The sequence below is a fragment of the Salmonella sp. 32020114201800008SM genome, assembly GCF_017572025.1.
Classification (GTDB): Bacteria; Pseudomonadota; Gammaproteobacteria; order Enterobacterales; family Enterobacteriaceae; genus Salmonella; species Salmonella enterica.
Genome location: NZ_JAGEQM010000008.1, coordinates 143772 through 169285 on the forward strand (window position 1 = coordinate 143772; position 25514 = coordinate 169285).

19 protein-coding genes and 9 pseudogenes are annotated in these 25514 nt (G+C 50.4%); 4 read left to right on the forward strand and 24 right to left on the reverse strand.

What is annotated here, in order from left to right; translation table 11 throughout:
* Positions 1–62 precede the first annotated feature (62 nt).
* Positions 63–620, forward strand: a pseudogene (locus J4613_RS19700) (ATP-binding protein).
* A gap of 39 nt (positions 621–659) precedes the next feature.
* Here J4613_RS19700 and J4613_RS19705 read toward each other — a convergent pair.
* The 10 genes and pseudogenes from J4613_RS19705 to J4613_RS19750 all read right to left on the reverse strand — a co-directional run.
* Positions 660–846 (reverse strand): annotated as a pseudogene (locus tag J4613_RS19705) (transposase); the annotation flags it as partial.
* Between the two features lie 80 nt (positions 847–926).
* A pseudogene (locus J4613_RS19710) lies at positions 927–1046 on the reverse strand (hypothetical protein); the annotation flags it as partial.
* 119 nt (positions 1047–1165) lie between these two features.
* Positions 1166–2113 carry a LysR family transcriptional regulator gene (locus J4613_RS19715; protein WP_000970302.1) on the reverse strand — a complete coding sequence of 316 codons (948 nt, stop codon included), beginning with the start codon at positions 2111–2113 and terminating at the stop codon, positions 1166–1168.
* Positions 2114–2606: 493 nt separating this feature from the next.
* Positions 2607–2847: pseudogene (locus J4613_RS19720) on the reverse strand (PerC family transcriptional regulator).
* 82 nt (positions 2848–2929) lie between these two features.
* Positions 2930–3751, reverse strand: a complete 822-nt coding sequence (locus J4613_RS19725; protein ID WP_111742438.1) for a polysaccharide deacetylase family protein — start codon at positions 3749–3751, stop codon at positions 2930–2932.
* Between the two features lie 407 nt (positions 3752–4158).
* Positions 4159–4629 (reverse strand): AfaD family invasin, encoded by a 471-nt coding sequence (afaD, locus tag J4613_RS19730; RefSeq protein WP_000266946.1) that lies wholly within the window; start codon positions 4627–4629, stop codon positions 4159–4161.
* Between the two features lie 21 nt (positions 4630–4650).
* Positions 4651–7161, reverse strand: a complete 2511-nt coding sequence (locus J4613_RS19735; protein ID WP_111742439.1) for a fimbrial biogenesis outer membrane usher protein — start codon at positions 7159–7161, stop codon at positions 4651–4653.
* Between the two features lie 23 nt (positions 7162–7184).
* Entirely contained in the window at positions 7185–7922 is a 738-nt protein-coding gene (gene safB, locus J4613_RS19740) for a pili assembly chaperone SafB (RefSeq protein WP_024135809.1), read from the reverse strand.
* Positions 7923–8005: 83 nt separating this feature from the next.
* Positions 8006–8500, reverse strand: coding sequence for a pilus assembly protein (locus tag J4613_RS19745; RefSeq protein WP_111742440.1), 495 nt, complete (start codon positions 8498–8500; stop codon positions 8006–8008).
* Positions 8501–9260: 760 nt separating this feature from the next.
* Positions 9261–9965 (reverse strand): annotated as a pseudogene (locus tag J4613_RS19750) (integrase core domain-containing protein).
* Between the two features lie 52 nt (positions 9966–10017).
* On the opposite strand from J4613_RS19750, the gene J4613_RS19755 reads away from it, so the two are divergent.
* Positions 10018–10191: a hypothetical protein gene (locus tag J4613_RS19755; RefSeq protein ID WP_001531381.1), complete on the forward strand. Its 174-nt coding sequence runs from the start codon at positions 10018–10020 to the stop codon at positions 10189–10191.
* A 64-nt stretch (positions 10192–10255) separates the two neighbouring features.
* Here J4613_RS19755 and J4613_RS19760 read toward each other — a convergent pair whose 3' ends face one another.
* The 3 genes and pseudogenes from J4613_RS19760 to J4613_RS22835 all read right to left on the reverse strand — a co-directional run.
* Positions 10256–10723, reverse strand: a complete 468-nt coding sequence (locus J4613_RS19760; RefSeq protein WP_023240117.1) for an immunity 42 family protein — start codon at positions 10721–10723, stop codon at positions 10256–10258.
* Positions 10716–11024, reverse strand: coding sequence for a hypothetical protein (locus J4613_RS22765; protein ID WP_165488057.1), 309 nt, complete (start codon positions 11022–11024; stop codon positions 10716–10718). Before J4613_RS22765 ends, J4613_RS19760 begins: the two co-directional genes overlap by 8 nt.
* 57 nt (positions 11025–11081) lie before the next feature.
* Positions 11082–11195 (reverse strand): annotated as a pseudogene (locus J4613_RS22835) (RHS repeat-associated core domain-containing protein); the annotation flags it as partial.
* 184 nt (positions 11196–11379) lie between these two features.
* Between J4613_RS22835 and J4613_RS19770 the strand changes: the two are divergent.
* Entirely contained in the window at positions 11380–11643 is a 264-nt protein-coding gene (locus J4613_RS19770) for a hypothetical protein (RefSeq protein ID WP_000994215.1), read from the forward strand.
* Positions 11644–11689: 46 nt separating this feature from the next.
* Here J4613_RS19770 and J4613_RS19775 read toward each other — a convergent pair whose 3' ends face one another.
* Together J4613_RS19775 and J4613_RS19780 are read right to left on the reverse strand one after the other, a co-directional pair.
* Entirely contained in the window at positions 11690–12124 is a 435-nt protein-coding gene (locus tag J4613_RS19775) for a hypothetical protein (protein WP_000789494.1), read from the reverse strand.
* Positions 12121–15006, reverse strand: a pseudogene (locus J4613_RS19780) (RHS repeat-associated core domain-containing protein); the annotation flags it as partial. The gene J4613_RS19775 and the pseudogene J4613_RS19780, both read right to left, overlap by 4 nt.
* Positions 15007–15008: 2 nt before the next feature.
* Between J4613_RS19780 and J4613_RS22775 the strand changes: the two are divergent.
* Positions 15009–15287: pseudogene (locus tag J4613_RS22775) on the forward strand (SymE family type I addiction module toxin); the annotation flags it as partial.
* A 158-nt stretch (positions 15288–15445) separates the two neighbouring features.
* Here the strand turns inward: J4613_RS22775 and J4613_RS19790 are convergent.
* From J4613_RS19790 to J4613_RS19830, 9 genes and pseudogenes are all read right to left on the reverse strand, one after another.
* Positions 15446–16312: a leucine-rich repeat domain-containing protein gene (locus J4613_RS19790; RefSeq protein ID WP_049868168.1), complete on the reverse strand. Its 867-nt coding sequence runs from the start codon at positions 16310–16312 to the stop codon at positions 15446–15448.
* Entirely contained in the window at positions 16303–20403 is a 4101-nt protein-coding gene (locus J4613_RS19795) for an RHS repeat-associated core domain-containing protein (RefSeq protein WP_243770947.1), read from the reverse strand. Before J4613_RS19795 ends, J4613_RS19790 begins: the two co-directional genes overlap by 10 nt.
* Positions 20404–20421: 18 nt before the next feature.
* On the reverse strand, positions 20422–20868 hold the full coding sequence (locus J4613_RS19800) for a DcrB-related protein (protein ID WP_000375832.1): 447 nt from the start codon (positions 20866–20868) through the stop codon (positions 20422–20424).
* 23 nt (positions 20869–20891) lie between these two features.
* On the reverse strand, positions 20892–23081 hold the full coding sequence (locus J4613_RS19805; protein ID WP_111742442.1) for a type VI secretion system Vgr family protein: 2190 nt from the start codon (positions 23079–23081) through the stop codon (positions 20892–20894).
* Between the two features lie 396 nt (positions 23082–23477).
* Positions 23478–23999: a DUF2778 domain-containing protein gene (locus tag J4613_RS19810; protein WP_000968384.1), complete on the reverse strand. Its 522-nt coding sequence runs from the start codon at positions 23997–23999 to the stop codon at positions 23478–23480.
* A gap of 23 nt (positions 24000–24022) precedes the next feature.
* Positions 24023–24439, reverse strand: coding sequence for a DUF2195 family protein (locus J4613_RS19815; protein ID WP_000759645.1), 417 nt, complete (start codon positions 24437–24439; stop codon positions 24023–24025).
* Positions 24436–24530, reverse strand: a pseudogene (locus J4613_RS19820) (cytoplasmic protein); the annotation flags it as partial. The gene J4613_RS19815 and the pseudogene J4613_RS19820, both read right to left, overlap by 4 nt.
* A 35-nt stretch (positions 24531–24565) precedes the next feature.
* A complete protein-coding gene (locus J4613_RS19825) occupies positions 24566–25027 on the reverse strand; it encodes a hypothetical protein (protein ID WP_001684272.1) in 462 nt (153 codons plus the stop codon).
* Entirely contained in the window at positions 25012–25482 is a 471-nt protein-coding gene (locus tag J4613_RS19830; RefSeq protein ID WP_000528843.1) for a glucosaminidase domain-containing protein, read from the reverse strand. The genes J4613_RS19825 and J4613_RS19830 overlap by 16 nt, the downstream gene beginning before the upstream one ends.
* Positions 25483–25514: the final 32 nt, after the last annotated feature.

Genomic DNA, 25514 nt, shown 5'->3' on the forward strand with positions numbered 1-25514 from the left:
AACAGGCTCGTCTGCCATGAGTCAAAACGCTGGAGCAGTTCGACTTCAGCTTCCAGCCAGGCATCGATCGTAAGGTCGTCCGGGAGTTGGCCGGTCTGGCGTTCGTGGAGCGCTGCGAGAATGTGATCCTGCTGGGGCCCCCGGAGTGGAGAAAACCCACCTGGCCGCTGCCCCCGGTGTGAAAGCGGCAGATGTGGGCCATCGGGTGTTGTTCATGCCGCAGGACAGGTTGGTAGACGCTGATGAAAGCGAAGCTGGAAAACCGCCTGGAGCGCCAGCTACAACAACTGAGCTATGCGCGGGGGCTGATCCTGGACGAAATAGGTTACCTGCCAATGACCAGTGAGGAAGCCAGTCTGTTCTTCCGACTGCTGAACCGACGGTATGAAAAAGCGAGCATTATCCTGACGTCAAACAAAGGCTTCGCAGACTGGGGAGAGATGTTCGGTGATAACGTGCTGGCAACAGCGATCCTGGATCGGCTACTGCATCACTCAACCACACTGAATATCAAAGGAGAAAGTTACCAACTGAAGGAAAAACGCAAAGTCGGGGCGCTGACCAAAAGCGCAACGCCAATCAGTGAAGATGAAATGGCGGAAAGCGGACAGCAGAAGTGATCAAACAGCGGATATTAAAAATAGCGAAAAACGACCATAAATCCTGGCGTTGACATCCTCAAGATTTAATATCAGAAGCTTCCATGCCGCCGTATCCAGACTTCCAGTTGTCCCTGGTGGCTTCAGAAATACCGGCCTCCCGGTAGACATCTTTAACAGTCCGTCCGGATTCGACTGATCTAATCACAGCGATGATCTGGTGCGCAGTAATACGGGCTTTACGCACAGCGATCTCCTGCGTTGGCAGATTGATTATGTCGGATGATCTCTAAATGTGAATGGCTCGATTATGCAGGATACTTACAGTGCAACCTGGCGCCATTTTTCAGTACACTGCAACGTTTCTGGTATGGGCTTAACTTCCGGCTGCCCAAAAACAGTCCCGTCCTGTTTCCGGGTATTATCATTTCCGTCAGTCGGCATCATGTTTTGTATTGGGCATCGTCAAAAGACGACTGGCTGACCAGTCGCATATCTCGATGCCTCAATTCAGTCATCATCATGTGGGTTTAAGTCAGGAACGTGTCAAAACCATTCCAAACGGGTTAATCATCATTCAGAAAATCAATTTGTGGGCGATTATTCCATTTATCTTCAATAAAAGACAGAAAGCGTTGAAATAAAGGAGAATAATACTGACGATGACGCCATACAAGATAAATGGGGAGATCTGGAACCCTCCATTCAGGAAGTATAATTTCAAGTTCATTATTTTTTAAGTATTTGGTGGCAAGCCAGGCCGGAGTCATGAGGTTGATACCCTTTCCTTCTAAAACCAAATTAAGAACACTCAAAAGATTATTGGAAGATAAATGAACATTAACAGCGCCACTAATAGTGTATGATTCATCTTGACGGAAAAGAGTAAGAGGTCCGGAAAGACCATGGTTGTGAAGACCCACAATAATGTGATTTTCCAAATCGCCAGGATGTGAGATCCTGCCATATTTTCTGATATATTTCGGACTCGCACAAAGAACCAACTTTAAAGGGCTTATCTTTCGATACACGAGATCCTCACTTTCGATTATGCCACTTTTAAAAACCAGCTCATCAAACTCCAGGGATTTACTAAAAAAATCGCTACGCTCTCGTGAATCCAGGTAGATTTTTGTATCCGGATAGCTAGCTGTAAATTCCCATATCCACTTATTGGCAAGAAACTCACAGACAATAGCCGGAGCCGAAAATTTTATACTCCCTCTGATAATTTTATCCGGATTTCGCAATTCATCCAGCAAGGACTGAAAGGAAGATGTTATCCTTTTCATGCTTGCATAGGCTGTCTGACCAGCTCCAGTCAGTTCTAAGTGATGTGAATCGCGCCGAAGTAAAGTAACCTCAATAGAATTCTCAAGGCGGCTAAGCGATTTACTGACAGCAGAAATGCTAATATCTAATTCCCGCGCAGCCCGGGAAAGATTTCCTACTTCCGCCACTTTAATAAATATCATCCAGTCTCGCATACCACGATTATTGATCAGTTCCATCATTATCTTCCGTTGATAAAAGAAATTCTTATATCAAATGAGCTATCAACGACTTACTGATGCGTCATTGTGTGCCTCAATGTCCTTGATATCATCTTAATAAAAAATCTATTGGCTGCAAAATAGCATCTGAATCGATCATGATTTTGCATCCATCTCCGGTTACTAATTGAACCTGTTTACCACTCAGTGTAAATACCCTATCTCAGAAGTGATCGTCAAGGTTGTCGCCGAACCAGATACCAATAATAAAGTGGTTCATTGTCATGCGCCCGTTCTGCAAAGGCATTCTCCTTTTCTGTGACGCAGTCTGGAGCGCATTAATTGCATCGTTCACCTAACAAAGTATCCCGTGGAAACAAGCAAAACATCGCCAGATTATTCTTACTTAAGTCCCCCCCACCCGGTTCGACATTATTTGTGAAAGTGGAGGAAACAGAACAGACGGTTTAAATAAGACGCTTACTCAAAACATAAACCTATGTGCAGGCTCCTCTCATTTCGTCACGTCGCTGATATCCAGCTTTACTGGCGCCAGGGGAAGATATCTGCGCAAGGCAATAATTCCGGCGCAACAACAACCACTCCCGCTGGGCCTCTGTACATTCAAAATCTCCCATGACCAAAAGCCAGCGGGTAGAAGCCCTGCGCCAGTGACCTGCTGCCTCCAGATTCTGCGCAACCGGGTCTATCACGGCCTCCGGTGTTATCTTATTTCTGCTCAAAATCAGCACCATCATTTGGGATATAGCCTACAACCCCTGCCCGCCGATGATGGGGGAGGATTCGGTATGCAGCACTTTCATCCTGGTCTCCGGCTCAGTCAGCTATCCGACGTGCCCCCTTATGCCGGGCCAGCAGCGAAGAAAATCCGGGCGTGGTGTGATAAAACAGACGACGTTTCAGCCAGCCCACATTCTTTCGCTCTTTTGTGTTGATACGACCAATACGCTGTGAACCAATGACTGGATTGTTCATACGCCTTTCTGTGGTATACAGGTATGTGAACCCCAGCTCTTCAGCCACATGAATATAGTCAGAACAATACCAGCCCTCAGGCCAGCACAGATGCTGACTGCAGTAACCCAGCATCTCCCTCATCCGCTTACGACTAAGAATAATATCGACACGAAGCAAATCCGACGGATTACGGGACACAGGTTTCTGGTCCCAGCGTCGGTGGGTGTGCGTGTGCGAGTGAAACTCAACAAGGCCACTGAGGTGCATCTCCCGGACCTCTGACCAGCGCAGCATGACCTCATCAGCCCGGCCTTGTTTAACCAGCATCTGACACTCATCATGAGAGTACACCGGTTCGCCTGCAGGAATACGGACCGGTCCGTCACTGATCAAACTGGTCACAAGAAAGAGATGCGCATGCAGATTAAACTCCTGCAGCACCGGAAAAACCTGCAACCAGTTATCCAGCCAGCCGCCATCAAAGGTCAGCATGACGCTTTTACGAGGCAATCTTGCACCATGATAAAAAGCTTCCACCTCTGCAGCGGTAACGGTTTTCCAGCCAGATTCAGCCAGCCATTTCATCTGCGCCCGGAACGTACGGGGAGATAAGGTTATCTGTCCGGGTTTATCACTGACATGGTGATACATTAATACCGGTAAATGTCGTGCATAAGACATATGCTTTATTCCTTTATATAAAAAATAAATTATTTTTACGCCTGAGGGGACAAGAAAAAGCCCTCTAAACATAAAATCTTAAATATCACATATGAATACCTGACAGATAAACAAACCTTATACCAGGGGCTTATAAAGCCCCGCTCACAAAAGAGTGAATCAAACAAATCCACAAAACAGAAAATAATAAAGGCATCAGTGTCCGTTAAATTATTTTACGAAACATAATATTCCTCTCCCTACAAAAAAAGATGAATTTCAGATTTTAAAATAAATCAGCAATTGATTTTTCTGCAATGAAGATTGCTAACCATATTTGCCTTGAGTAAATTTTCAATACATCCTCGAGCCTGATATACAGTATTCGCCTTATTCACTGATACAGGAAGTATGAGTGGAACGGATGTCTACGCCTCCTCGTGTGTCAATGCACAGGCCTTAAAATCCAGCGTCCAGGTATCCGCAGGCACTTCCTGATTGCCATCAACGACCACACTGAAACTGGCGTTATCTGCAGCGGTTCTTAAAATGGCGCCACGACCACTCACCGTATCTGGTTGCCATCCCTCGCCCTCCAGGCGAACCTGAATGTGATGGCGAGGATCCTGTTGCCCGCTCAGCAGCAATACGGTAGGCGTGTTACCCGCCTTTTGCTCATCGCTCCATACCCGAAACCCGCTGTGGCTGCCGTGATAAGTCACCCAGCCTTGCGCAAGCACCATCCCATCTGGCACATGCCCGGCCCGAAAGTAAGCCCCTACACGTAGCGTTGTCTGAAGTTTTTCTGCGGCGTTCGCTATCGGCATCAAGCTACTGGCAGCAACCAGTAAGGTTACGCTATAGATAACCGTTTTCACTCGCTGTATTTTCATCCACATTGTTCTCTCCTTCAGAATCGGTTATCTGCAGAGACCGCTCATTTGATACAAGCCCGCGATTCCCTTGTGGGCAGGTAGGTGGTAGTTAACCCGACATTGCTGTGCTCCCCATTTCACCGTCAGTTCGCCCTTATCCGCCAAACCAGTGAGATAAACCTGGCTATCAGTATCCACCAGAGCAGCACTGCCATCCTGCCCATTGACTGTAACCTGCGCCCCGAAAGGAATGGCGCTACCATCTTCCCGTTTCAGCGTCATCAGTGCCCTGGCCCCGATGCGAGTGTGAAACTTCGCTTCCACCACCGCCCCTTCGGTTGGCACCACGCGCACATCGGTTTGTGTGACCTCTGCGTCATCCGGTAGTCGCGACGGATCGAGGCTGACTGTATTCTCCTGATAGACGTTCAGGTTGCCCACTGTGGTGTCGCCACGAAAATCCGTCTTAACGCCAGGCCAGCCGCCAACTGGCACCCCCGAGGCCCCTGGCGCTTCAACCAGCGCCACTGAGCCTTGCAAAGGTTGCCCCAGCGTCACACCATGATGGTGGATAACTATACCTCCCGCGATATTGACTCCCATCTGGCGCATCGCCCGGCTGTAGCTATAGTCACCACCTAACAGGCCGTAATCCCCATTCCATGCCAAGTGCAATGCGCTGTTATTACCACCGCCTGGCGGGGCATCGGCACGGTAACTCTGACGCACCTCCCAATCCAGTTGCTGACTGAATGCCTCTCCGTTGACCCCCACTTGTTGCGTCTGACCACCGTGTGATGGTGAAGTCATCTGCCAACTAGCACTTACATTATTCCCCGTCCAGCGGCTTAATGGCATACTGAACCACAGGCTGGTTATGTTCTCTTTACGGTGCGCGCCATTGCGCCACAGCGTTCTGTTTTGATTCCAGTTCAATGACAGCGAGCCCCCTCCGATAGAGGTTCCCCAACTCAGTCCGTAGCTGTCATCATGACCGGGGCGATTACGCCAGTCGGTACGGGAACCGGTTAAACTCAGATTGCCCAAATGCCTCCCCCATGACTGACTCAACATCAGGGTAGTACGCGAGCTCGGCTGCAAATTTTCCCGCCACGACCATAGACGGTTGCCATCATGTCGATAACTGTCGAGCACATCGGATAGGGTGTTATAGCCCTGCGAGGCATACTGCCATCTCGTCAGAAAAAAATTTGTCCCCGTCGCAGTCAGCTGGTTGCTGTAACGCAGTCGCCAGGAGGCTCCTTGCTGTACCGCCTCCCCCTGACGCTGACTGTGTGTGTCGCTTCCATCGACAGATAAACTCCCCCACCGCCCGAGAGATCCCCCCAAACCAAGCAATGCAGCTTGATAGTGCGTTGCACTCTGTATACCGCCGTATGCAGTGAGATTCCACGGCAGACCATACATCAACGTAGCCTGCGCGATCTGCGCCTTATCCGTTGCAGAGTCTGACGATCGGTATCGGCCCGCCAACAGGCTGTACTTCAAATATCCCTGGTGCAGTGCTATCGCCGGGGTCTGATACGGCACCACAAACATTTGTGTACTGCCATCGGCCTCCCACACGGTGACATGCAGATCACCACTACTGTCTGTTACCGACAGATCCCGCAGTGCAAACGGTCCGGGCGCCACGGTGGTGTTGTAAATGGTGTAACCATTCTGTTTGACCTCCACCCGAGCCTGCGTGCGGGCAATCCCACGCACTACCGGAGCAAACTGCCGCTCACTGTAGGGCACCATGTTGTCATCCGATGCCAACATCACACCGGTAAATGGCACACTATCAAATATCTCCCCCTGCGAAGTCTTTTGCCCCAGAGTCAGACGACTTTTTAGTGGGTACAGTCCACGCTCAGCATAGGTATATGCTGCCTGCCACTTCCCCGACAGTTGACTACTCCGCTGCCAGCTGGTCGCATTGCGGACACGCCACGCACCTATATTGATTCCCGGTTGCAGTTGTACCCAGGAAGAGTTGTCACGCCTCTCCATATCCATTTTGTAATCCGTCTGCGTTGTCCTCGCACTGTAGTTCATCAGAAACGCCGGAATACCATCATCCCAGAGATCTTCAGGAGCGATCCCCTTAAATTTCGTACGCAACGCCAACTGCGGAATACTCAGTTGCAGTTGCTGATTATTGATATCCAGTACCGCTTTAGCCTGTGGAATGGCGGTCAGATCCGCACACTCATCTGGGGTCTTTGCTGCTTTCCACAACTGAGGGTAATCTTCCGTTTTTACGCCGTAGCGTGAAAGCTGACTGACCGTCAAACAAGGAGCCAGAACAGGCGTTCCTTGCCCATCCTTTTCCAATTTGAACACCACATCACGGGTGTCGACACGTTTACCATTCACCATCACGTCCACTCGATAAGTCCCAGGCTGTTGTACCCCCTGGTTAAAGAGCGACATATCAACCCCTTTCGCTGCATCGCCCAACATTGATGCATCGAATGTGTAAGCGTGCGCATTTGCGCAGTGAACCACTCCCGCGATAAACAGTAGCAAGGCAGGTTGTTTGAACTTCATTTTCTGCCGCTAAATCCTTGAATTTATTTAAAAACATAGTGGAACGGATGACTTTCACCACCTAAGTCTGTAATAATTTTCCACTCGACATCACCACGAGTGCCCCCTGGCATATTTAGTGTTTTGTCAGCAAAGGGGGGGACATACTCAAGCCCTGTAATGGGCTTTCCCCCTACTGTGACAGAGGCTAAATTCATGTAAAACGGGGTGGGGTTCTCTACCTTAAGTTTGTTGCCCGTCTCCACCCATCTTAAATTTCCTGCAACATCTTCCGGCGTCCCCTTCACGGCATCCGGGCGGAAAATCAGCTTGTCACAGGTGCTGATGGACAAATTGAGGTCAAGGGTCGCGCCCTTAGCCTGTGTATCCGACGGTTCATTTTCTGGTGGTACCGCCTTTATACAGACCCACTGTAAAGTCTCACGATCCGTTGGCATGTCACCACCAGTACGGATAATACGCAGTTGACTCTGCTGGTTCGCTTCTAAACGAAATAGAGGCGGCATCACCATAAAGGGGGCTGGCGAATTTTTGTCTTCTGCTTTGACTGAAGACTGAACCAAAATAGGGTAATCCTGCGGGTTGCTCACCGAGAGCGTCGCGCCGGGTGTACCAGCGTGATAAATCACACGTGTAGCTCCCAGCTTCACGCTGAATGATTTAGTGGCTGAATTTAATTGCTGCCTGGCGGCATATACTGAAACCATAGAATTAGAGGCGAACAAAGCTACCGCCATTAAAACAAAATTAATTGTTTTCATATCAAAAATTGTAAAAGAAAAATGAAAAATTTGATGTGTATTACGCCTTAAACAAGGCGCAATACACTAATAGTTATTTACTATTAAGGCTGATATCCCACTACGTCTACAGTCAGTGGGTACGTATCAGGTGAGATATCCTGACCCGCTATTACAACAATATCAACTGGGACATTGGTATCAAAGGTGGTCCATTCTCTCCCATTCCACATTAGCGGGACATGAGATTTGGCTACATCATTACTTGAAAAGCCCACAACGATTGGGTTGCCACCATTTTTACCAGTTATTTTCCATGCACTGCCAGCATTGTTCATTATCGAGCCAGAAATCCCCCTGACCCCGAATTCTTTAATAGAAGTAGAATCAACTGTAAGCTTCGCAATATCCATATCATTATCATTCTTCCCAGCCATTAAGCCTGGCATCTGGTCAAGCGATATGGTTAAATGTTCGGGAGCGGCAAAGCTAACATTCACTGATTTCTGTTGCTCTGTGTTCGGCACAACTGAAGCATAACAACTAGCAGCCATCATGCTCAACGCACTTGCGATAATCAATTTTTTCATGCTTTTCATTTGAATAACCACCTTTTTTAAACCAAATTAAAATAATCCAGCACATCCAGAATACATAACGCCATACCAAATCTTACCGTATGGAAAAATCCGTGGCTGGTAATAACAGCTTGTACTTATTGGTATTTGTTACCAATTCAAATAAGTAATGTTATAAAAATCTATATATCAGAGCACCTCTTAATCTGAAAAAAATTGCGTTATTGCCAATATAAACAGTGTTGATGTTAACATCGTGTTGTCAGGGTGGAATAGAATACTAGTCAAAAAGCAATTATACCTTCCATTTACATTCAAGTGATAACATTACAATGACACCCACCACACTGGGTGTGGGAAACTTATCTTCGAAGAGAGGATAATTATCAGGCATCGTTGCAACATTGTTTATATTTAAACATACGTCTCCTAACTCGACGGTAAGATTATTAGTTAACTTTTCCTCGCAGGGAAGATCTTTAATGGAAAATCTTGTTTTCCGAAACGGAAAAGCAATTATAGCGCTCCAATGAGAGTCTCAACACTAAGAGCTGACTGACACAGGCCAGACTGATTATACAGGCATGAAAAAGCTCTCCCCTTCCTTTCAGTTCTTGCTGGATTATGCAAACGTCGCACCACCTCCCCGTGAACATGGCACATTAATTTGAAGCAGCTCTCATCCGGTATCGCTTTTCAGTGCAGCGAAATTCATCGCAGGTGCCCCCGTAAATAGACCCGTTTTAGTTCCATGCATTTTTAAGATTCCGGCCAGATAACGTTATTGGCGGTATTCCTCCGGTATCATATTGTTCCGCGATTCATGTGGACGTTCGCAGTTATATTCTGATAACCCTTTATCCGTAATTTCCCGCACCTCATTCAGCGTTCTGAACAGATAAGAATTGAGTATTTCTGTACGGTATGTCCGGTTAAAACGCTCGATGAAAACGTTTTTCTTCGGCTTACCCGGCTGGATAAACGCCAGCTTTACTGCATGTTTCTTTGCTCATTCAGCCAGTGCCAGCGAGATAAATTCCGGTCCCTTATCCATACGCAGCATGGCCGGATAACCGCGGTTGCTGTAATCCTGTCGAGTACACGGACCACTCGCAGAGCTGGCAGATTCAGATCGATTTCAATCGACAACGCTTCACGATTACAGTCATCAACAACATTGAACGTGCGAAAACGACGCCCACAGACCAGCTCTGGTTCAGCGCTTCCGGCGTGACCAGTGGCGAGGGATTGCGTACCGGCAGCCGTTGTTTACCCTTACGGCGAAAATTCAGCTTGAGCAGACAGTAAATACGGTGGAGCCTTTTGTGATTCCACGCGTATCCCTGCCGCCGTATCCAGACCTCCAGTTGTCCCTGGTGGCTTCAGAAATACCGGCCTCCCGGTAGACATCTTTAACAGTCCGTCCGGATTCGACTGATCTAATCACAGCGATGATCTGGTGCGCAGTAATACGGGCTTTACGCACAGCGATCTCCTGCGTTGGCAGATTGATTATGTCGGATGATCTCTAAATGTGAATGGCTCGATTATGCGGGATACTTACAGCGGAAGCGGGATTTAAGACCGGGCGCGGCGTGACCGTGAAGATTTCACAGGGGTGTATTGTGCTGATGGCGGACTGTAACGAGGTGCAGGAGCTGCGCGAGCAGCTTTATCAGGCTAAACAGGGGATTAAGGATGTGCTTGTTTAGTGCATTGAACTAAAGTTAAATAATAAAAAGCCGGGAAGATATTAATATCTTCCCGGCTTTTGAATTAATTGGAGAAATTATTAAACAATAAATCAAACTGTTTTAATACATATCCAGCAGGAAGGAATGCTTCACTGATAATTTCCGAATTGAATGTTTTCCATATAATTCTATCATATTCATCAGTGGATAATAAAATGAAAGTTTCACCATCAAAACAAGGAGCTAGATTCAATGTAATCAAGATGGATTCTAATCGTTGAGATTCCCTCCAACTTTCTGCTTTTTCAAACCCATCAACAACATATGAAAAAACATCATTTTTCTCTAGATTAAACAATTCGTTAGATAAAGAATAGCCATAATTATCAATCTTGTTTTTGATAAGTGAAATAAAGGTACTCAGCAATACATATTCACTGCTATCACCAATTTCCTCTGATGCACAAAAAATAGATACGCTGGCAAAACGATCATCAGTAGATATATTTATAGAAAAAAGGCTTGGTTCTCCAAAAATTAGATTAGCCACATTTACCTCCTGATCCTTTAACCCTAGCAACCATTTGGTTAAATCTATCGCGAATCCATTTTGGAACTTTCAACCCTCTATCAGATTTTTCTCTACCATTCCAGTGAACCTCGCCGTTACTCCCTTGGTAACGATAAAATTCCCCCTCACTATTTCGGCCAAACCACGAATTACCAGAAGAATCAGAAGGTACAGCTCTTCGATAAACTTCTTCTGCATCAGGAGGCAAATGCGTTGTTTTACTTCCACCGCCTCTAAAATCAGGTGAGGAAGGATCATGATGCCCTGGGTTTACATACATTGGTTTGCGTCCATGATAGGGGGATTCTGATTTATATTCAGTAGTTAACCCTAATGGGTCGATCCAAGATAGAGGGTTTGGCGCATACTGATATAAGTTAATGCCCCCCGCCAGCCCAATCGGGTCCTGACTGACGAACCTGCCACACTCCGGTGCATAATATCTGAACAGATTTTAATGCAGGCCCGTTTCATCGTCAAAATACGGCCCCGGCAGCCGGTTGCTCATCACCGCCCGGAGCTGGCCGGGGAGAGGGGGGCTCAGTGCCAGGATGTCGCGCCCATACTCGCTCACCCTGAGCTCCACAATCAGCCAGCATCCGGCGGAGAATTAAGAATTTATTTAGTCAGCAAATATGAATGCCTCCGGCGCCAGCGTCCGCCACATCAACAGCGAAACCTGCATGACCACCTGTTACTCACAAATCCCCAGCGGCGACTGCCAGGAAGAAGCGGGATTTGAGACCGGGGCGAGCGTTGTTGTGAAGATCTCCGAGCGGGGTTTGATCCTGATTGCAGAAACGGATGAAGTGAGGGATCTACGGAAGGAGCTTTATCAGGTGAAAAAGTCGATGAAGCATATTAAGGCGGGGGTAAATAATGTGGTGAACGGGAATTAAATAACAAAAGAGCCGGGAAGATTTAATTTCTTACCCGGCTTTTTATTTAAACTACTAATTCTAAATCCATGGGATTGTTTATATTGATTTTTAATCTAATATTAGAACTTGATTCTACTATAATAATATCAGGTATATATTCAGACACATTAATAAACGGGTTAGATTCTTCGGAATAAAGAACCCAAACTAAGTTTTTATTTTCATCGAGATAGGCGACAAAGCCTTCAGAACCATAGCTACCTTCTCCAACGCAACAATAGCAATTATTCGCTAATTTAATTTCTCTAAATTTATCAATGTCAGTAACTTCATCTTTATTTTTTTCATAAAAGGCAGAGAAATCAAATTCACCATTTCTCTCAATATGAAGAGTAGGATAATCCATTATTTTACAAAGAAAAGATCTGCCGTTGGAAAAATAAATAGCATCTTTTATCGGTAATAAGTTATCTTCCCATAACTGAATGATATTTTTCATTTGCAACCTCTTGATGTTCTTTCCGGTCGAGAATTTAATCCTTTATCTGGTAATATTCCACCGGCCTTTATATTTCTTCTGTCTCTAAATCTCTCTCGAAATTTTTGCAACCATGTTTTTCCAGTAGATGAGTCAGGATGAGGAGCATTAGGGTCAATCCTAATAACTTTAACCTTATCTAATCCGGCCTCTAGAGCTGCGTCTAATCGCCTATTATCATAAGAGACTAATTGCCCATCAATATCAATTACTCTTAATGGAGACCTATCCCAATCCCAACCACCATTACGCATAATTTCGGCATAATCATGAGGTGATATTGTTCTTTGAGAGAAATTAATATCTTTGGGATTAACCCACTCCCCTGTCAATCCCAGCGGATCGATCCAGCTTAACGGATTCTGTGCATACGCATATAAGTTTATTCCGCCCCTCAGCGAGATTGGATCGCCCGATATAAACTTCCCGATATCCGGATCATAAAATCTGTACAAATTGTAATGCAGCCCCGTTTCCCTGTCCAGATATTGCCCCTGGAAACGCAGGTTCTGCTGTACGGGCCGGGTTTCTTTTTCATGCGTCAGGTTCCCCCATACCTGATAGCCCGCTTCCCAGACAATATTGCCCCCGCCGTCCGTCATCTCCTCCGGCGCGCCGTTTACGTCCGTATGGTAATACAGCACCTCATCCGCTTCGCCCGGCGCCGCCCTGTCCACCCGCGCCAGCGGCTCGTGGCTCCCCTGGTCGCTGTAGATATACAGGCTGCTGCTTCTTCCCAGCCTGCACTCCTGTGCCAGCCGCATTCCGTCCCATAAAAACGTCGTCCGGTTATACGGCTTTCCTTCCGCGTCCAGTTCGTGCTTCTCCACCCGCCTGCCCGGCGCGTCGTACACGTACCCGTAACGCCGTACGGTGTCCCCCCGGGTGACCGCCACTTCCGTCAGCCGGTGCTCCGCATCCCAGCGATAGTGCTGCGTACCGTTGCGGCCCCGCTTTTCCACCACCCGGCCATATTCATCGTAACGGTAATGCAGCCCGCGATATGACGTTATCCGGTTGAACGGCACCACGCTGCCTGCACCCGCCTGCGCGGTCTCTCCCTGCCGCCTGTCCAGCAGGTTCGCCGCCGCGTCGTACTGCCAGCTGTCCAGGTATGCCTCATTCCGGCACGCCGTGATGCGCCCCGTCGTGTCGTAAAAATAATCCGTCACCCCCTGCCGACTGTGCCGCTTTTTCAGCAGCTCGTCCTGGCCGCTGTACGCATATTCCCGGTCAATAAACGTCTCCGGCACTACGCCGCGCATTCCTTTACAGGTCAGTTTCCGCGTTAACCGGCCCGTCCGGTCGTACATCCGCCGCGTGTCCAGCCGCCCCTGGCTCCGCTGCACCTCACGGTGCAGGTGGTCACGCGTGAACTCGCTGATGACATCACGCCCCAGGTTGATTTGCTGGAGATGGCCGCTCCCGTAGTACAGGTACCGCAGCGTCCGCCCGTCCGGCATCTGCGTTTCTGTGCGGTTGCCCTGAACATCGTACCGGTGCTGCAGCACGCCCTGCGCCGTCTCCTCGCTCAGCAGGTTACCCGCACTGTCGTAGCTGAACCGGATAACTTCCGGCTCTCCGCCTTCCGCCGCATCATGCTGCCTGCGGCGGATTTCCAGCAGACGGTCCGCCGCGTCGTACCGGTATTCCGTGCGCGTCTCCGGCGTGATTTTCGCCGTCAGCCTCCCCGCCGCATCACGCTCCAGACCGTGGCGGATTTCTCCCCCGCGCTCCCCGCCGTATATCACCGCCGTCACCGCATTCAGCGCGTTATACCCGTATGCCCGGCGGCTGCCGCCGGGGTCCGTCTGTTCCGTCACCCGGTCCAGAACATCGTACCGGAACCGGTAGCTTTCCCCGTTCTCGTTCGTGAGCGTGGTCAGCCGCCCGTAAGCGTCGTACTCATACGCCGTCCTGCGCCCCGTCGCATCCGTCTGCCTGCGCACCCGCCCCTGGCCGTCCCGCTGCCAGCGTGTTATCTGCCCCGCCGGGCTGGTGTATTTCACCAGCCGTCCCGCCGCATCCGGCTGGTAACGCTCCGTACGCCCGTCCGCGAACATGACCTCCGTCAGATGTCCGTTGCCGTCATAGCTGTAACGCGTACTGTTACTCTCCGCGTCCGTCACCCTTTCCAGCCGCGTGCGTTCATCATAAAACCATGCCGTCTGCGAGCCAGAACAGTCCGTGTGGCGCATAAGCTGCCCGTCTTCGTTCCACTGCAGGTATTTATCTCCGCCCCGCGCGTCGGTTATCCGCACCACCTGACCGTGCCGGTCGTACCCGTATACCGTGCGCTGGTGCAGCGGGTCGCTGACCGCCTGCAGGTTGCCCCGCTCATCATACTCATAACGCCACGCCGCCCCCGCGGCATCCACCTCCGTTTCCGGCTGGTGCCACACCGGATGCCACTGCGTCTGCTCAACCCGGCCCAGCGGGTCATGCGTCTCCGTCAGGTGGCCGAGACGGTCATAGACATAACGCCATTTGCCGCCCTGCGCGTCCGTCATCCCCAGCAGTAACCGCTCTTCATCGCTCCAGCGGAAAGTGGTCATCTGCCCGGCCTCGTCCCGGTACGCCGTCACCAGGCCCTGCGCATCCCACCAGTGGCAGCGCATGCGCCCCAGACTATCCGTCACGCACAGCGAACGTTCTGCCAGATTCCAGTCCAGACGGTACTGCTCGCCGCTGTCCGTATGATGGCCCGTCACCCGCCACGCCGCATCGTCCGGGCCTTCAAACCACGCCCAGGTGTAGTAATACCGTTCGCCGCCCGGCTCCCGGTGCATCGTCATGCAGTCGTTGTCGTCGTACGCAAACTCGCGCTGATACCGTGCCGAATTTCAGCCACTGTGAGTTTTACTCACGAGTTGAAGGACGCTCGGTTCGTTTATGCGGCGACTGGATGGCGCAGGCCGGATTTATTAACGGGATGCCCGTTAAAATTCGGATGATGAAAGACTGCATCGTGATCACGCTGCAAAATACTCGTGAACTGTGGGGCTGCATTGAAGGTATGAGCGTGACGTATATCAACTAACGGAAAGTGAAGGCGTGGCTACAAACCTTTCCGGGGGCGCTGAATGATATCGGGGATATTCCGGTGATCAAACGTGGCAAATAACTGAACGATCCCGGTGATGAGCCGGGCTCTTTAATGGTTCAGAGTAAAGCTTAATCTCCTGAAAAACCAACAAGGAACAAAAATCGTAGCCACCAGTGATTATTTTCAAAATAAAGAATTCTACATCAATCTACGGTCCAAGGGCACAACTCTAAAAATTATGTATTAATTAAAATATTTATTTCTTCTTTTTTATGAGTGTAATTTTTCCTTTGAGGATGAAAGTCAACTATCTTTAATGTAGGGGACTGTAATAAAAAACTCAAATCACCGTCCTCTAAACTCCAAAATCTAAGAGAGTTCAAGTTTCTCATACTTGGAATAAAACAAAAAGAATCCACATCAGATAAAAACAAATCTTCAATAGTTTTGTTTCCTATTAAAAAAGAAAAATCAGTAACGCCCCTGCATTTTTCTATATATAATTTCCTCAGTGAATTCATTCTACTAATAACCCCCACTTCCTTCAGGCAATTATTTTTAACCAAATATAATTCTTTAATAGAGAGGGATTCAATATCAGATAAATCTGATATTTTCGAATCATAAATATGAAGTGCATTTAATTTACTCAAGCCCAAAAAATCTTTAAGATTAGGCTCGTTAAATTTATAAACAACTAAACTTTCTAGGCTACGAGATAAGTTAATATTACTCACCCCCTTCCAATACTCGAAGCCTAAATATTTCAGAGCAGGAAACAATGAAACATCCATAGTGAAAGATTGTTTTTTTTGAAAAAAAATCTTTTCAAGTCGGCTCAAAGAATAAATAAAATCAAAATTAATAATACTATCTATTTTATCTGTAAAAGAAATGACCTTTAATTTTTTAGAGAGTTTCTCAAATTGCCTAAAATCAATTGTCATACCTATATCATCACTCCCAAGCACGCCTCTTATCTGAACTTGAGTCACACCCATTTTTACCGCATACTCAACACCCTCTTTAAGCTGATTAGCATGAATTATGACGTATTCTCCGTCCAGATTTTTCCTTACAATAAAATTCATATCTAAATGCATTTTACCCCCTTAGTTTTGTTAAATTCCGTTTCGAAGGAGTCTGCTTTTGCTACAATATCATTGTATAATGCCTTATTATTTACTTGTGCGTCAGCTAAAAGCTTTTCTCCAGGAGAATTAATGGCATTCTTGAAATTAACATCTGTTACCGCAGAATTTCTCCGCATAAGTTCGGCTTCAACCATTAACCCAGTCGTATTATTTCCATAATCAACATGTAATCCTTGAGTAACATTTATTTTCCCCCCAACTCTTTCTCCCATCGAATCATACATTCGACTTTCAGGCCCTTTTCCTATGTACCAATTTGATCCATCCGTAAACATATATGTCCCTGTCAATCCCCATGGATCGATCCAACTTAACGGATTCGGCGCATACTGATAAAGGTTTATCCCGCCCCTTAGCCCGATCGGGTCCTGACTGACGAACCTGCCACACTCCGGTGCATAATATCTGAACAGATTGTAATGCAACCCCGTCTCGTCGTCAAAATACTGCCCCGGCAGCCGCAGCGGCTGGTGAAAGTACGCCCCGCTGTTGCTGATGTCCGCCGCATTCTCTCCAAACCCCCTGATATACCCCGCCCATACCAGCGTTCCGTCCGCCGCCGTCACCTCCTGCGGCGTGCCCGTCACATCCGTGTGGTAATACCACACCTGCCTGCTTTCTCCTTTTCCCGTCACGCTCGCCACCGGCGTGTACGGCTGTTCCGCATCGTACAGATAGGTCCGCCAGCCCTGCTGCTGCACGTTCTCCTGCAACAGCCTGAACCCCTCCCACACAAAGTCCGTCCGGCTCCGCGCCGTATGGCCCGTGTGCCGCCCGTACGTCGCCTTGCGGATTCGCCTCCCCAGCGCATCGTAGCCGTAGTGCGTCTCCGTGTTGCCGCTGATGACCCGCGTCAGCTGCCCCTGCGCGTTCCACTCCAGTTGCTGGTCGCGCCGCGTGGTCAGCTCGCCCCACTCGTTATAGCCGTAACGGTCACGACCACAGCCCGGCAGCCGGTTGCTCATCACCGGCCCCTGCCCTTCGTTATCCAGCAGGTTGCCCGCCTTATCGTAATAATAACGGTCATGGTCATACATCTGACCTGAGCGCCCGGTCAGGTAACCGCTTCTGTCATAGCTGTACACCACGCTGCCACGCAGGCTGTCGTCAATCGTGCCCACCTCGCCGTGGTTGTTCCAGTAATAGTCCCTCGACGTCACGCAGCCCTGCCGCGCCGGGCGCTGGCCGGGAAGAACAGGGGCACTGCCGGACGCCAGGCTGCGCTGCCAGCTCAGCAGCCCGTCGTCGTCGTAGCCGCTGTACGTCGTAAGCTGCCCCTGCGTGCGCATTATCTGACGGTGCAGGCTGTCGCGCTCATACTCGCTCACCGTCAGGCCGTCCAGCGCCGTCTGTAACAGATGCCCGCTCCCGTAATACAGATGCGTCAGGTGCTGCCCGTCCGGCAGCGTGATGTCCGTCGGGTTGCCCAGCGCGTCGCGCTGATAACGTATGCTGCCGTTCCCCGCGTGCTCCGCCGTCAGCCAGCCGCTGCGGTCATACTCAAAACGCACCGTGTCGGCCTGCATCCGGTGCTGCTGTTGCCCCGCCTCCGTGGGCGTGAGCGTCACTGCCGTTATCTGGTCCAGCCGGTTGTAGCTGAACGTCCGCTGGCCGTGTTCATTCTCCGTCCGTAACAGACGGCCCAGCGCATCCCGCTGCTGCGTCTCCCGCCGCACGCCGCCCTGCGTGCCCGTGGTCTGTATCGCCGTCAGATAACCGCTGTCGTCCAGGATAAAAGTACGGCTCAGTCCGTCCGGGCGCACCTCACGCACCAGCCTGCCGTCCACATCGTGACTGAACCGGTACTGCGCCCCGTTGCCGTTGGTCAGCGCTGCCACCCGGCCTTCCGGCGTGTACTGCCAGCGCGTCTCGCGCTTCTCCTCATCCGTGTGCGCCGCCAGCAGACCGCGCGGCGTATACCGCCAGCTCTCCACGCTCCCCGTGATGCGCCGGTGGCTGCTCATCAGCCCCAGCGCATTCCAGGTATACCTGTCCTGCTGTTTCCCCGGTGAGTTCACCGTCTCCGGCAACCCAAGTCGGTTGTAGCTGATGCGTACCACCTTCCCTTCCGCGTCCGTCACCCGCGTCAGGTTGCCGTCCTCATCGTGGTCATATCCTGTGCTGCGCCCTGAACAGTCGGTGTACCGCGTCATCTGCCCCCGGCTGTCGAACGCCGTCACCACCGTGCCGCCCGCCGCATCCGTCCGGCTGCACATCTGCCCCTGTTCATCGTAAGCGTATTGCGTCACCCGCCCTTCCGGGTCCGTCTCCTGCACTGGCTGGCCGTGGGCGTTGTACTGCGTTTTCCAGACAGCGTCATCGTCCAGCGCCGTGCGCGTGATTTCGTCGAACTCGCCGTTCCACTGCGTCTGCGTCACCCGGCCTTCCGGACCTGTCGTCTTCACCACCCGGTTCTGGATGTCATATTCATACGCCACCGTGCGACCGCCGGGCAGCTCAATGTTGACAGGGAAGTGGTCTTCGTTGTACGTGAAGCGGTACATTCCACCGCCCGGCGTCCGGTGCGCGGTGATATACGTTTCCCTGTCGTACCACCACTGCCATGTCTCCCCCTGCCTGCCGGTGACGGTGGTGGTGCCTGCGGCAAAATCATAGTCAAAGCGGTAATGTTCGCCGTCACTGGTGTCGTGCTCCGTCACGCGCGGCGCGCCGTCGAGTTCCTGCCAGCGGTAGCGGCAGGTGAACCCCGCCGCATTGCTGTGCGCCGTCATCAGCCCGTTTTCATAAGCAAACTGCCGCACCTGCGTTCCCGCCCGGTTCACCACGCCGGTCAGTTGACCGTTATCGTCATACCGGTACTCCACCAGATTGCCACGGGTGCCGCCCTGCACCAGTTCAACTCGCGACAGCCGCTCCCCTGCCGGGGTCTGTGTGCGGTGCAGTAACAGGTGATGCCCGCTGCTGGAGGCTATCCGTACCAGTCTGCCTCCTTCGTGCCCGAAGACAATGCGCTGGCAGTGCGGCGTCTCCATAAACAGCAGGTATGCCATGCCGTCACTGTCAAAATCACCAAATACGTAATAGCTGCGATCGGTGTAATGCAGCACGTAACGCCCGTCATGCAGGCGGCTGAGGTATAACTGTTCTTCCGGGTCAAATATCTGGTGGCCGGGCGTCAGCATCGTTTTCGGGTAACGCAGTTCCCGCCCCTGTACGCCGGTCAGCGTGATGTGTTCATCGTCATCGCGCAGGCTGGTTTCCCAGTTCAGCCGCCAGCCCCGTCCCAACAGTCCCACAGTTTCCAGGTGGCTGGCGTAAAAACGCGAGCAGGTGACCGGCAGGCGACCGGGCAGGGTGAAGTCCGTTTCCGGCAGCAGGATTTTCTGCCCGGTGGTCACATCCACCGGATTGCTGAACAGCCCGCTGATAGCCTCACCCACGGCCATCCCGACAAGCTCCCCGCCGATAAACTTAGCGGCACATTTAGTGCCAAATTTCGTCCCCAGCTTTGCCGCCTGCCGCCACGCCCCGGCCAGCCCGCCGAGCAGACTCGCCACGACAAACAATACATCCACCACCTTGCGCAGCCAGTCCGGAATTTCAGAACTGATTTCCAGTACCGTCTGTGTGCCGCCGCCGAGAAACACATTCGGCGAACCGTCTTCAATCACCGCGTCGCATTCGGTGTGGTCATCCTTACGGGCGGTGGGCTGGCTGTTGATGTAGATATTTTCCGACCCCTGGGCGATGCGTTTTTCTGCGATATGGTTATCGCATTTCACCGTACTCAGTACCGCGCGCGCCGCCGGGCGACTGTTGGTGCTGACATTCTCCGAACCGGTGAGGATTTTTCCTGCCGTGTGGTGGATGGAGCGCCCGATGGCCTCGCCCAGTTGCAATACCCCGGAGGCTATTTGATCGGCCATAAAACCCAGAATCAGCCCGGCAAGAAAACCGCAGCTAAAGAAGGCAAAGGCGGCAAGCGCGATAATGGCGATGCCGATGATAGCGCCGATAAGAAACCCGGCGAGCGCACTGGTGTGGTAGATAGGATCATCCACACGGGCTGCTTCATACATGGTCACACCTCCGTGTGATTATTCGTTTTTATCCGGCTGAAAGCCTGCCAGCCAGGTGTTCCAGAGTAGGTCTGCTTTATCATCAAAAGGACGGGGACTGGTCAGGGTGAAGACCAGTACCTTGCCAGGGGTTGCAATAAACCCGGCCTGACGCTGGTACACTTCCGTTTTCCCGGATTTATGGGTGGCGGCAATTTGTTCCCCCATCAGGGCATCATTGCCCGTTCCTGCCTGTGCAGGCGCTCGCGACAATACCCGGTGCTGACCGAGATTTTTTTTCATCAGCGCAATCTGGCGGTCAATATAGGCGGGCAGGTCTTCATCAGGTTTTAGCGTATCGCGGGAAATATTCAGGCTGGGCGATGTTCGTTCATTGCCCTCCAGGATAAAAATATTGACGCTGCGATCCGTAAATGTTTCAGGCAGGACAAAACACCCTTCCTGTATGCGGTATGGTCGATCCATGAGAACTCCAGGTTTAATTCAGATCACTCAGAGGTGGGAAGGGGGGCAATATCATCGGCGGTTACGGCTGTGCCGCCATCCGGGTTCATATCAATACCTTTACCAATCAGTTGCATGACATCGCTGGTATGTAACATCAGTTGCTTGCCACAAAACTCAATGGAGCCGTCCTTATGTAAAACAAGCGCCGCATTGCCGCAGCGAAGCGTGAATTGATCGCCAACATCTAAACGATAAGTGGTGCCGATATTGATCGTCTGCGCCAGTTTTACGGAAAGGCCGTCATTCTTCGTTACCGTGGTGTTTCTGTCCTCACCAATACTGTTGGTTTCATTTTTAATAATGGTTTTAGTGCGATCCACCATAACCGTATGCGTTTCATTATTCTTCACCGTGGTGTTGAGATCTTTTTCCGCGTGGAACTTCACTTCCTCCGCGCCCGTTTTGTCGTCAAAACGCAGCATGTTGCCATTCGTTGGCCCGCCATACAGCGAGTGGCTGAAGATCCCGCTCTGCGACGCCATTCCCGGCAGTCCCCACGGCGGCATGGTGTCCTGGTTGTAGGTACGCCCCACGATGATCGGCAGATCCGGATCGCCGTTTTTGAAATCCACCAGCACTTCCTGGCCGATACGCGGGATCTGGATCATCCCGAAGCCTTTGCCCGCCCACGGGTAGCTGACGCGTATCCAGCAGGAGCTGTTTTCATCCATTTTGCCGTAGCGATCCCAGCCAAACTGCACCTTTACCCGCCCGTACTGATCCGTCCAGATTTCCTGGCCCGACGGGCCGGTGACAATGGCGCTCTGCGGCCCTTTGGTGTGGGGTTTGCTCACCGTCCGCTGCGGGCGGAACACCTCGCAGGTCGGGTGCAGTTCAAAACGGGTGGAAAAGGTAAAGTGCTGGTCCTGCCCGCTGTGCTGCGCGTTGTCCTGCACAAACAGCAAGGTCTGCATCAGCAGGTATTCCTGATTGACTTCGGCAGTGGGATAGTTTTCCAACGTGAAGGTATAACCGGTCATGAGTGTGCGGATATTCCCTCCCCCCAGCACCCGACTGCCGGGGCTGCGCTGCGCTTCCATACGAATGCGCGTCAGCATCTCGCCTTCACTCTTGTCGAAGTAGTCTCCCGGCCACTCATAATGCTCGTAGGTGGCATGACCGGTTTCACGCGGGTTTGCCACGGTGTTTGCCAGCAATGAACGTGGCTTCGTAAAATCGAAATCATCCAGCACCCACTGTCCAGTCCGCAGACTCTCGTTTGCCGTGATAGTGTGGATAAACTCCTTGTCCAGCTTCAGCCCTTCCTGGTGCCACTCGACCAGCGGCGAGTCCGGACATGCTTTGTGGGCGCTGATGGCATCCGCCAGCACCAGCGTGTGGCTGTCCTCGCTGTGCTCAAACCACCAGTAGATGCCCCACTCCTGCATCAGTCGCTGAAGAAAATCAAAATCAGTTTCACCGTACTGCACCTGCCAGGTGCGTACCGGGTAGCTTTCCACCAGCCGCTTTTCCACCGGGTAGGGATATTCCGCCAGAACCTCATCCAGAATATCCACCACGGTTTTATTCTGGAATGCTTTGTAGTCGCTGGTATGGGTCAGCAGTTTCAGCCACGGCTCCATACGCAGCTCATAGGTAACCGAACGCCCTTCATGACCGACTACCCGCGCCGCCGTGACCAGCCCGCTGATATGCCGTTTACCGCCACCATCCAGTTCGATGTTGACGCACAGATCTTTGCCCACCATCGGTTTGAGCGGCAGGTTGGCCGCCGGGGAGACATAGCCCAGATTCAGGGTGTCGGGCGTTTTTAGCTGTACCACATAGCTGAACAGTTCACTTAATGTTTCGCCGCCGTCCAGGCTGGCGAACAGTAATGCGCCCGGCGGTACGGCGCTGCCGCTGACCGTCACATTATGCGCCCCCGGCCCGCCTGCAACAGCAGAGACGATGGCCGATACCGCATCCTGCGCCATACCTGCGGCGGCGGCAGCCTGCGCCGCTGCCACCGCGGCTTTCACCAGTCCTGATGGCTCCGGCAATGTGCCAAACAGCGATCCCGCAGCCTGTTCCACGGCGGCTTCTGCCGCATCTGCCACGCTTCCGGCGACTGAATCTGCGGTGACACCGCCACTTTCTCCGGTTATCGGCGGCGTGGTTGTCGTCAGCCCTCCCATACCGGATTTATTATTTGTGGATACAAAACTCATGGTAGTGACTCCTTTAATACCGGATTAAAATAAATAGACTCACCGTCAGGAAACAGTGCCCCGCACTTTATAATGCAACCAGCCTGTTATATTTAAATATTTACCAGAAGAACAGGGTATATTGCTGACAAGAGCCATGAAAATAAAAACACAAAAATTAGCACATAACATAAATACTGAATTACATAAATAAGGAAATGAATATAACAATATTATGATTTTATTTTTATTACGCTTACCAGATTCGCATTGCATTTTATAAAAATTTGATTAATAACCAGCACACCGCCAGTCATATACTTTATCATTGGTGCTCGTTACTTATCTGGCCACCATTGTAATCATTGTCAACCACAGCACGTTCAGACACGATAATTTGATCCGGTTTTAACGGTATTATTGTTTTGTTCCACCATTCGTTTGCTGACCAGAAACATACTTAACATTAACCGTAAATGTCTTTTCACCATTTTCTTTTTCCGTCTCCTGTTTCAGAATACGGAAAAACACCGGTTCCACTTCAATACAACCATGGCTGTAACCTTTGGTGGAATCATGGATATAAAAACCACCCCGCTTGCCCCCACAGGCTTTTCGGGTCTTCTCATCCGCTGATTCCAGCCGGATACGGTTATATCCCCAGTTCGCCCAGTATATCTCACATGTTCCGGCAGCCTGGCCTCGCGGAATGGTACTCCAGCCCCATGATGGTCCCAGATCACAATCCGCAGCATTTCTTATCGGTGCTTCCCCCTGAAACTGAATAAACAATTTATAATTCCCTTCCGGTATCGCCGCATCCGGCACACACTGTTTATCTGGCCACTGTAAATCCGGTAACCCCGTGGTCGCCTTAAATATCCCGATACCAGGCCATGTCAGCTTTTGCCCGTCAAAAGTCAGTCTTACTGCCATCATCTTCTCCCTGACTATTCTGTGTATTACAGCGGTGGTGTACAACGTATCATTAGCGCCAGCTTCTGATCCCGTACAGACTGGTTATCCACCGATAATACAAAGCTGAAAGGATAACGTCCCTGCATCTTCGCCAGTGAGATATTCCCCTCCTGAAGGGAATATGCACTTCCGCGTCCGTAACCCTCAACATCCTGCGCCAGTAAGCTGGTATAGCTGATTAATGCTGAGAAACAGCCACATTCACCGGTACTTTTTTTCAGTGTGACCGTTGTTTTCAGAATGGTAAGGTTATCCATTTCCTGACGATGAACGGGATGGATATCCACACACTCCGCCAGCGGGTTATCAATGTTTACATCTGTTCCGCCCCAGGCAAATACGGGCAGGAACATTCCTGCACAGGCAGACATAAACAGAACCTCTACAGCGTACTTTTTCACAGCATCTGACCTCTATTTTTTCATCCACCAGCCGCAGTGCATCCACATACCGCCCTTCACTGTTCTGCTACCAGAACCAGCCTTGCCCTGGCAGGTAACGTATGCCCGGTAGATCCAACTATCCCACTATTCATCTGTACAGCCCAGCCCCCGGCGCTGTACCACTTCACTGGCAAATGTCGCGCCAGTTTTTTTCATTATTTCTTGTTGTATTTTTTGCAACTGCGGAAATATAATTCTCTCACATTTATTTATTTCCCATATATCACCAGTTTGAGAACTTACTGAAAACAGTCCCCAATAATCTATTGCTCCGGCAGTCGGTGTATCATAGCCAAGGCTAAAATCATAATATCCCGGATGGGGAGGATTTCCGTGTTTATCCTGCAAATCACCGTCAACAAAAACGCCATCCAGCGATAAATCATATTTTTGATATTTAAGTGCAATAATGAGTAGTTTTTCTGCCTGTACTTTCGTCATTCCACCGCGATTTATATCTGACAAATTAAATTCAGATACAACCACTTGGGCATAACAGACCTCAGATATAAAGAGAAAAAAAACAAGCATTATTTTACGGGGCATGCTATTCTCCGACCCACCATAATAATTATTCCAGCAGTTATCCTGGCGTAATTATCCGTACCACCAGTAATATGAGATCCTGAATTAAACCCAGCAGCTACCAGAGCTTCAGAGAAGGCCAGAGCATCTTTTTTCCCCCGAACAGCGTCACCATACTTGACAGCAAAAGATCGCGCACAAACTGAAAACGAAGAAAAAATAGCCACCCAAGTTTTGTTACTATCCTTTGGATGAACCCGACCTGACTGAAATGATGCAGGAGCCTGGAGAGAAAAGTAATTATTATATTCCCTGGCAATACGACCTGTACCATATTGACTTTCGGCAGCAGCAAGACCCAGTATATTCTCTACCGGTACGTCAAGCTCTTTTGCAATTATCTCACAAACCTTCATGTGCTCCTGGACAAATCTTACCGCACCCACGTTATTACACGCTTTATCATAATTACCCATTTCTTCATTCCTTAGCAGGTGTTTTTAAAACC

Excerpts from the sequence above, each read along its gene's own strand:
- afaD (WP_000266946.1), bottom strand. The coding sequence starts at position 4,629 with ATGTGGATGAAAATACAGCGAGTGAAAACGGTTATCTATAGCGTAACC.
- J4613_RS19805 (WP_111742442.1), bottom strand. The coding sequence starts at position 23,081 with ATGAGTTTTGTATCCACAAATAATAAATCCGGTATGGGAGGGCTGACG.
- J4613_RS19810 (WP_000968384.1), bottom strand. The coding sequence starts at position 23,999 with ATGATGGCAGTAAGACTGACTTTTGACGGGCAAAAGCTGACATGGCCT.
- J4613_RS19715 (WP_000970302.1), bottom strand. The coding sequence starts at position 2,113 with ATGATGGAACTGATCAATAATCGTGGTATGCGAGACTGGATGATATTT.
- J4613_RS19770 (WP_000994215.1), top strand. The coding sequence starts at position 11,380 with ATGAATGCCTCCGGCGCCAGCGTCCGCCACATCAACAGCGAAACCTGC.
- J4613_RS19755 (WP_001531381.1), top strand. The coding sequence starts at position 10,018 with ATGGCTCGATTATGCGGGATACTTACAGCGGAAGCGGGATTTAAGACC.
- J4613_RS19775 (WP_000789494.1), bottom strand. The coding sequence starts at position 12,124 with ATGAAAAATATCATTCAGTTATGGGAAGATAACTTATTACCGATAAAA.
- safB (WP_024135809.1), bottom strand. The coding sequence starts at position 7,922 with ATGAAAACAATTAATTTTGTTTTAATGGCGGTAGCTTTGTTCGCCTCT.
- J4613_RS19795 (WP_243770947.1), bottom strand. The coding sequence starts at position 20,403 with ATGTATGAAGCAGCCCGTGTGGATGATCCTATCTACCACACCAGTGCG.
- J4613_RS19830 (WP_000528843.1), bottom strand. The coding sequence starts at position 25,482 with ATGGGTAATTATGATAAAGCGTGTAATAACGTGGGTGCGGTAAGATTT.
- J4613_RS19790 (WP_049868168.1), bottom strand. The coding sequence starts at position 16,312 with ATGCATTTAGATATGAATTTTATTGTAAGGAAAAATCTGGACGGAGAA.
- J4613_RS22765 (WP_165488057.1), bottom strand. The coding sequence starts at position 11,024 with ATGTATGTAAACCCAGGGCATCATGATCCTTCCTCACCTGATTTTAGA.
- J4613_RS19735 (WP_111742439.1), bottom strand. The coding sequence starts at position 7,161 with ATGAAGTTCAAACAACCTGCCTTGCTACTGTTTATCGCGGGAGTGGTT.
- J4613_RS19800 (WP_000375832.1), bottom strand. The coding sequence starts at position 20,868 with ATGGATCGACCATACCGCATACAGGAAGGGTGTTTTGTCCTGCCTGAA.
- J4613_RS19745 (WP_111742440.1), bottom strand. The coding sequence starts at position 8,500 with ATGAAAAGCATGAAAAAATTGATTATCGCAAGTGCGTTGAGCATGATG.
- J4613_RS19825 (WP_001684272.1), bottom strand. The coding sequence starts at position 25,027 with ATGCCCCGTAAAATAATGCTTGTTTTTTTTCTCTTTATATCTGAGGTC.
- J4613_RS19725 (WP_111742438.1), bottom strand. The coding sequence starts at position 3,751 with ATGTCTTATGCACGACATTTACCGGTATTAATGTATCACCATGTCAGT.